Annotated in this window: 4 protein-coding genes; 2 read left to right on the top strand and 2 right to left on the bottom strand. The window is 71.0% G+C overall.

Translation table 11 applies throughout. The features are described from left to right. Together FMP39_RS30830 and FMP39_RS30825 are read right to left on the bottom strand one after the other, a co-directional pair. A partial coding sequence (locus tag FMP39_RS30830) for a thrombospondin type 3 repeat-containing protein (RefSeq protein WP_141593660.1) occupies positions 1–1215 on the bottom strand: 1215 nt, incomplete at its 3' end. 24 nt (positions 1216–1239) lie between these two features. Continuing rightward, entirely contained in the window at positions 1240–5109 is a 3870-nt protein-coding gene (locus FMP39_RS30825) for a kelch repeat-containing protein (protein WP_141593659.1), read from the bottom strand. Positions 5110–5412: 303 nt separating this feature from the next. On the opposite strand from FMP39_RS30825, the gene FMP39_RS30820 reads away from it, so the two are divergent. Next, positions 5413–6069: a TetR/AcrR family transcriptional regulator gene (locus FMP39_RS30820; RefSeq protein WP_141593658.1), complete on the top strand. Its 657-nt coding sequence runs from the start codon at positions 5413–5415 to the stop codon at positions 6067–6069. 34 nt (positions 6070–6103) lie between these two features. Continuing rightward, positions 6104–6580 carry a VOC family protein gene (locus FMP39_RS30815; RefSeq protein ID WP_141593657.1) on the top strand — a complete coding sequence of 159 codons (477 nt, stop codon included), beginning with the start codon at positions 6104–6106 and terminating at the stop codon, positions 6578–6580. Positions 6581–6611: the final 31 nt, after the last annotated feature.

The raw sequence follows: 6611 nt of genomic DNA, 5'->3' as shown, positions 1-6611 counted from the left end.
CTCGGGAGCGGGCGGCGGTGGCGTGGGCTCGGGAGCGGGCGGCGGCGGCGGCGTGGGCTCCTGCTTGGGTTCGGGGCAGCCGCGGTGGGCGGCGACACCGGCCTCGTTCGGGCATGCGTCCTCGCGGTCCACGACGCCGTCGCCATCCGTGTCGGTGTCCGGGCAGCCGTCGTTCTCTGGCGGGCCGGCTTCGAGCGGGCAGCGGTCCTGCCCGTTGGGAACCGTGTCGCCGTCGTCATCCAGCGCGGGGCACTGCGCCGGCGTGTGACTCCGGCCGCTCCGGCACACGTCCTCCCGGGCGGGGGGCTGATGGGCCCAGGCGATGCCCGCGGCCGCGCGGATGGACGGCGTGCCCGGGATGTCCGTGAAGCCATGTCCGGCGATGGCGAAGGCCTCGAAGCCGCCGCCCACGGGCAGCCGCACGCCGCCCAGCAGCTCCAGCGCGACGTCCGGCTCCACCAGCGACTCCGCGGCTTGCAGCGCGATTTCGCCGCGCAGGCCCTTGCCGCGCGTGGACACGACGATGCCTTGCTCCAGCTCGGTGCCGTAGTCGCGCCCGGGCTCGTTCTCCGTGGAGCGGATGCGCACGCCCGCGCTGGCGCCGAGCACGACGGGGCCCAGCTCCCGGCTCACCGCGACCCGGGGCGCGACCTGGAGGCCCGCCCAGCCCTGTTGCCGGCCAAAGGCATCCGCGGTGCCGCCGGGCGTGCCCACGTCCAGGCCCAGGCTGAGGAAGACGGGGGCGCCGTCCTCGCGCCGCAGCAGCGCGTAGCGGGCGCCCAGCTCCGGGGTCCCGAGGCCGAAGGCATCCGGCGCGGAGATACCGACCAGCGTGTCCGCGCCTTTTCCGCCCTGGTGGATGATGACGGGCAGCCGCGCGGACAGCTCCAGCCGGTCGGTGGGAGACCAGGCGCCCGCGAGCCAACCGGAGACGCGGTAGTCGAGGATGGAGCGCTCCTGGCCATCACTGCCCTTGAGCAGGAGGATGCCGCGCTCATACCCGGCCATGAGCATCAGCCGGTAGGCGCCCTGAGGGAGCACGTGGCCTGTGTCCACGAGCATCGAGTCCGTGGCGGCGGGGGTGAAGCGAAGCCGCTCCAGGTCGATGGGGACGAGCGCGCCCGTGGTGCTTTGTGCCAGGGCAGTGGGCGCGATTGAGGAGATGAGCGCGGCCAGCGCCCAGCTCCGAGCCTGTGTACGCAAGGTGAAGTCCATTCGCGAAAGAGGGTGACGTACGGGTCAGTGCGAGGCGTGACGCGAGCGGCGACGCAGGCCGCTCCACGATGCCAGAACCACCAGGAGGGCCAGCGACGAGGCAGCGCCACCGCCAGAGGCCTGGCAGCCGCCTCCGGCGATGGAGACGACCGTTGCCTGGACGGTGACCTGGAACGTGCAGCGGGCTTCATTGCCCGCGGCATCCGTCGCGGTGACGGTGACGGTGTTGTTGCCGTGCCGGAAGGTGCTCCCCGATGCCGGCGAGGACGTGACGGACGGCGTCGAGACGCCGTCCGTGGCCTCGGGCAGTTCGAAGGTCACCGTCGTGCCCGACGCATCATCGGACGTCGTCCGGATGTCGGCGGGGCACGTCAGCGCGGGCGGGGTGGTGTCCCGCACCTCGACCTGGAAGGTGCATGTGACTTGCGTGCCGGATGCGTCCTCCGCGGTGGCGGTGACGGTCGTGGTCCCCAGCGGCAGCGTGCTGCCCTCCACCGGTGAATAGGTGAGCGTGGCGGGTCCGCCCGCTCCGGGCGTCACGGTGGCGGGGGGCCAGTTGCCTGGAGCGCCGTCAGGCCCTGTTGCCTCGATGACGGTGTCCTCGGGGCAGGTGATGGCCAGGGGTTGGGTGGCCTCCACCTCGATGTCCACCGAGGGCTCGTTGCTGTCCAGGCCGCAGTCACTGACGCGGTAGGTGAAGCTGTCGGCGCCCACGTAGCCCGGGTCGGGCGTGTACCGGAGGTTCGGCGGCGTGCCGCTCAGCGTTCCATGTAGGGGCGGCGTGACGATGGTCCACGTCAACGTCTGGTCCGCGTCCGGGTCGGTCGCGGTGAGCGTGATGTCCTGCGGGACGCCGGTCATCGTGGCGATGCGCACGGCGTCCGCGATGGGCGCGGTGTTGGCGCGCACCGTCACCATGCGACCACCCGGAATGGCGTTGGCGAAGACGGACAGGGCATACGGGCCCGGCGGCGCCTCCGCGGGCACCCGCACCGTCGCGCGCGTGGTGGACATGTCCGTGGCGGGAAGCGTCCAGAGCCGCCCTCCCTCGGCGGCGCGCAGGCGCACCAGGGGGAAGTCCGTTGGCGAGTCCAGGTAGCTGCCGCTGGACGCGCCCGAGATGCCCCGGAAGCCCTGGCCTTCGATGACGGTGGGGCAGGTCTGGTAGAGCGTCTCCGGCGCGGAGACGACCGGACGCCAGGCGGGAGGCGCGAGGACGTCCTCGTAGCGCTGAGCCGTGGTGGCGGCCGTGCCTCCCGCGAGCAGGACCTCGCCCGTGGGCAAGGCAACGGCGACGGCCCCACCCCGCACGTCGGGCGCGATGACCGGCGTCCAGGTCCGCGAGGGGGCGCCGTAGGTTTCGGCCGAGGCCACGTAGGTGTCTGGCGCGCTCAGGCCTCCGGCGACCAGGAGCGTACCGGACGGCATCAGGGTGGCGGTGTGACGCCAGCGCGCTTGTGTCAGCGGGCTGTCCGGCGTCCAGGTGTTCGCGGTGGCCGAGTACCGCTCCGTGGTGGCGAGCGCCACGCCTCCCGCGGCGCCGCCCGCCGCCAGGAGCTCTCCAGCGGGCAGCAGCGTCAGCGTGAAACTCTCTCGTCCCTGGGCGAGGCCGGCGATGGGCGCCCAGGTGTTGGTGGCGGGGTCGTACACCTCCGCCGACGCGAGGGCTGCTCCACCCGCGTCACGTCCTCCCGCGATGAGCACCCGTCCATCGGGCAGCAGGGCAGCGGCGTGCGCGGTGCGCGCCCCGGTCGCGGACGCTGCTGCGGTCCACGCCTGGGTGCCCGGGTCGTACAGCTCCGCGGAGGCGAGCACGTCCGCGCCGTCCTGGCCACCGACGACGAGCACCCGTCCATCCGGCAGGCGCGTCGCGGTGTGCAGGTGTCTCGCGCGGGTGAGTGACGCCGCGGAGCTCCAGGTGTTCGTGGCCGGCGTATAGCGCTCTGCCGAGTTCAGCGTGCCGCCTGCGTTCGTGCCACCCACGACGAGCAGCTCGCCCGAGGCCAGCGTCGTCGCAGTGGCATCCGCTCGCGCGGTGGAGAGGCCCGCGGCCGCGGACCAGGTGTTCGTCGCCCGGTCATACAGCGAGGCGGACGCCAGCGCGGTGCCCGCTCCGTCACGGCCACCCGCCACGAGGACGCGGTTCGTGGGCAGCAGCGCCATCAGCGGGTCAACGCGAGGAGCGCCCAGGGTTCCCGCCGCGGCCCAGCCCTGGACGCCAGGGTCGTAGACCTCCGTGTCCGCGTAGAACGTGAGTGACGGATTGGAGTGGAAGCCTCCGGCGGTGAGCACCTTGCCGGAGGGGAGCAGGGTCGTCGTGCTGTTCTCCCGGCCAATCGCCATGGAGCCCGCGAGGGTCCACGTGCCGGTGGCGGGGTCGTAGAGTTCGGATGCCGGCTGGGCATCTCGCGCGGCGTTGGAGCCGCCGACGACGAGCACCCGGCCGTCGGGCAGCAGCGTTGCGGTATGGCCGTTGCGCGGGAAGTTCAGGGCGCCCGTGGCCGTCCACGTGTTGGCCGCCGGGTCGTAGAGCTCCGCATGCGTGGTGGCACCGCTCGCGGTGACTCCACCCGCGAGCAGCACGCGGCCATCGGGGAGCAGGGTGGCGGTGGCGTAGTGCCTTGGGACCAGGGGCGGCGCGGCGGCGGTCCATGTTCCCGCCACTGGGTTGTAGAGGTCGGCGCCCGGGACTTGGTTGTCATCGTTGTTGAAGCCGCTCACCGCGAGCACCCGGCCGTCGGGCAGCAGCGTGGCGGTGTGCGAGCGCCGGACCCTCAGGAGGCTGCCGGTGGGGAGGAACGTGTTGCTCGCGGGGTCGTACAGTTCGGCGGTCGCGAGGTTGCTGCCGCCCGCGATGAGGAATTGACCGGAGTCGAGCCGCGTGAGGGTGGCCAGGGGGCGGGGCGCGGCCATGGGGCCCGTGGCCGACCAGGTGTCCGTCGCGGGGTCGTAGATGCGCCCCGTCGTGGAGCCGTCCGTCAGCACGAGCGCACGCCCGTCGGAGAGGCGCGCGGAAATGGTGACGTTGCCTGAAATCCCGGCGGCGGCCGCCGCGCTCCAGGTGTCGGTGTCGGGGTCGTAGCGTTCGGACGAAGCCACGAAGCCCAGGTTGTTGACGCCACCGACGACCAGCAACTGGCCGGTGCCGAGCAGGAGGCCCGCGTGCTGAGCGCGGGCTGTCGCCATGGTGGCGGTGGAGGACCAGCCAGGGTCGACGACGAGCGGCGCGGTGAGCCCGGCGAGCGAGACCTCGGTCGTGATGCGGACCTGCGCGCCGTCCACGTCGAACACCTGGGTGCGCGGATTCATGCGCCCACCCGCGAGCCGCGTGCTGCCCGCGCGCGAGTGGCCGTTGGCGTCTCGCACCACGGCGGGATGGAAGCGGAGCACGGGGCGCGCGCTTTCATCCAGGAACTGGAGGTAGTCGCCCGTGTCCTGGATGCGCCGGACGGAGGCCGGCAACGTGACGGTGTACTCGGCGCGGTGCGACGGCTTGTCGCCGCGTGCCTCCGGTACCGCGTCCAGGATCCACGCCTCCTCGACCCGCGAGGTGCGCCAGCCCTGTTCCGTGGTCTGCGTGCTTCCCGCGGGCCACCAGAGGTGCCGCTCGCCCTGGAACGCGGCGAAGCGCTCGCGGTGGAGCGTGCCCGGGGTGGAGGCCGCCGGTTGGACCTGGAAGGTCAGTCCGCGCGTGGTCAGCGTCAGCCCTCCGTCATTCCTGAGTTGCGCATCGAGCAGCCGGGCCGAGGGCGCTGAAGGGGCCGGACCCGTTTCAAGGTCGGGGAAGTAGGCCCGCGCCAGCGCCAGGGCCGTGGTGGCGGAAGGGGCCTGCTTCCACTGGGACAGGGCCTGGCCTCGTGCGGCGGCCAGCGCGTCGTCACTCGGAGGCGTCAATCCCTCCTTCCCGCATGACAGGAGGATGACACTCCCCATGAGTATCAGGCGCCTGCTCCAGACCGCGCGATGTGACTGCATCCAGGAACTCCGGTTTGAAAGGAGCGGCGGGACGGCGCGAGCCGTGAACCCGACGCTGTGAGTCATTTTCAACGGCTTATCCGCTGCGGGGGCGGATGGGCAATGTCGACCGTGTCTCCGTTGTGCGTTCTGGGCGTCTCCTGGCTCACGGCGCTGGAAGCTTCCGTTCCCCCTGTCGCTTGACGGGGTGGGCGTGCATTCAATACATACCAACCAGTCTGTATGAACCAGATGCCCACCCGACGAAGGCGTGACGCCCCCGAGACGCGGCGTCAGCTCATCGCGGCCGCGACACACCTGATGATGCGTCGGGGATTTTCTGCGACGACGGTGGACCAGATTTGCGCCGAGGCCAGGCTGACCAAGGGCAGCTTCTTCCACCATTTCGAGTCGAAGGAGGCGATTGGCCTCGCCGCGATGGCCGCCTTCGCGGAGATGGGCATGGGGCTGTACGCCGAGGTCTGGGACGGGCCCGGCGTGGACCCGCTGGAGAAACTGCACCGGCTGCTGGACGTCATGAGCGACCTGGCACGCCAGCACGGCGGGATGCTCACCTGCATGGTGGGCATGTTGTCCCAGGAGCTGGCGCTGTCCAGCGCCACCGTGCGTCAGGCGGGTGAAGGCCACATGGAGGCCTGGGTCGGCGCGGTGGCGGGGCTGCTCACGGAGGCGAAGCGGCTGCATCCGCCGCGCGTGGGCTTCGACCCCGACGCCGTGGCCTGGATGCTCTACAGCACGTGGCAGGGCTCGATGCTGGTGGGCAAGACGCGGCAGCGGCCCGAAATGGTCATCGAGAACCTGCGCCAGATGCGCACGTATCTGGATGGGCTCTTCGCGTCGCCGGTGAAATCAAAGTCCAAGCAATCCAAGCGCGCCTGACTCCGGGCGCATCCTGAACAGAGGAGACCGCACCATGCAGAAGATCACACCTTTCCTGTGGTTCGACGGCAACGCGGAAGAAGCCATGAAGTTCTACGTGTCCGTCTTCAAGAAGGACGCGAAGATTCTCAGCCTCAACCGCGCCGGGGGCTCGGACACCGCGCCGGTCGTCTCTGGCACGTTCCAGCTTCATGGACAGCAGTTCATGGCGCTGAACGGAGGGCCTCACTACAAGTTCACCGAGGCCATCTCCCTGTTCGTGGACTGTCAGACGCAGGAAGAGGTGGATGAGCTGTGGTCGAAGCTCCTGGAGGGCGGAGGCCAGACACAGCAGTGTGGCTGGCTCAAGGACCGCTTCGGCCTGTCCTGGCAAATCGTCCCGTCCGTGCTGGGGAAGATGCTGAATGACAAGGACCCGGAGAAGGCGCGCCGGGTGATGGAAGCCATGCTGGGCATGGTGAAGCTCGACATCCAGGGCTTGCAGCGCGCGTACGACGGTGCGGACCAGTAGGCTGCGTGACGGCACGGTGGTGCCGCCCCCT

It is taken from the genome of Myxococcus sp. AB056, assembly GCF_006547365.1.
Classification (GTDB): domain Bacteria; phylum Myxococcota; class Myxococcia; order Myxococcales; family Myxococcaceae; genus Myxococcus; species Myxococcus virescens.
The sequence above is the reverse complement of the archived record's forward strand: the minus strand, read 5'-3'. Positions and strand labels throughout refer to the sequence as shown.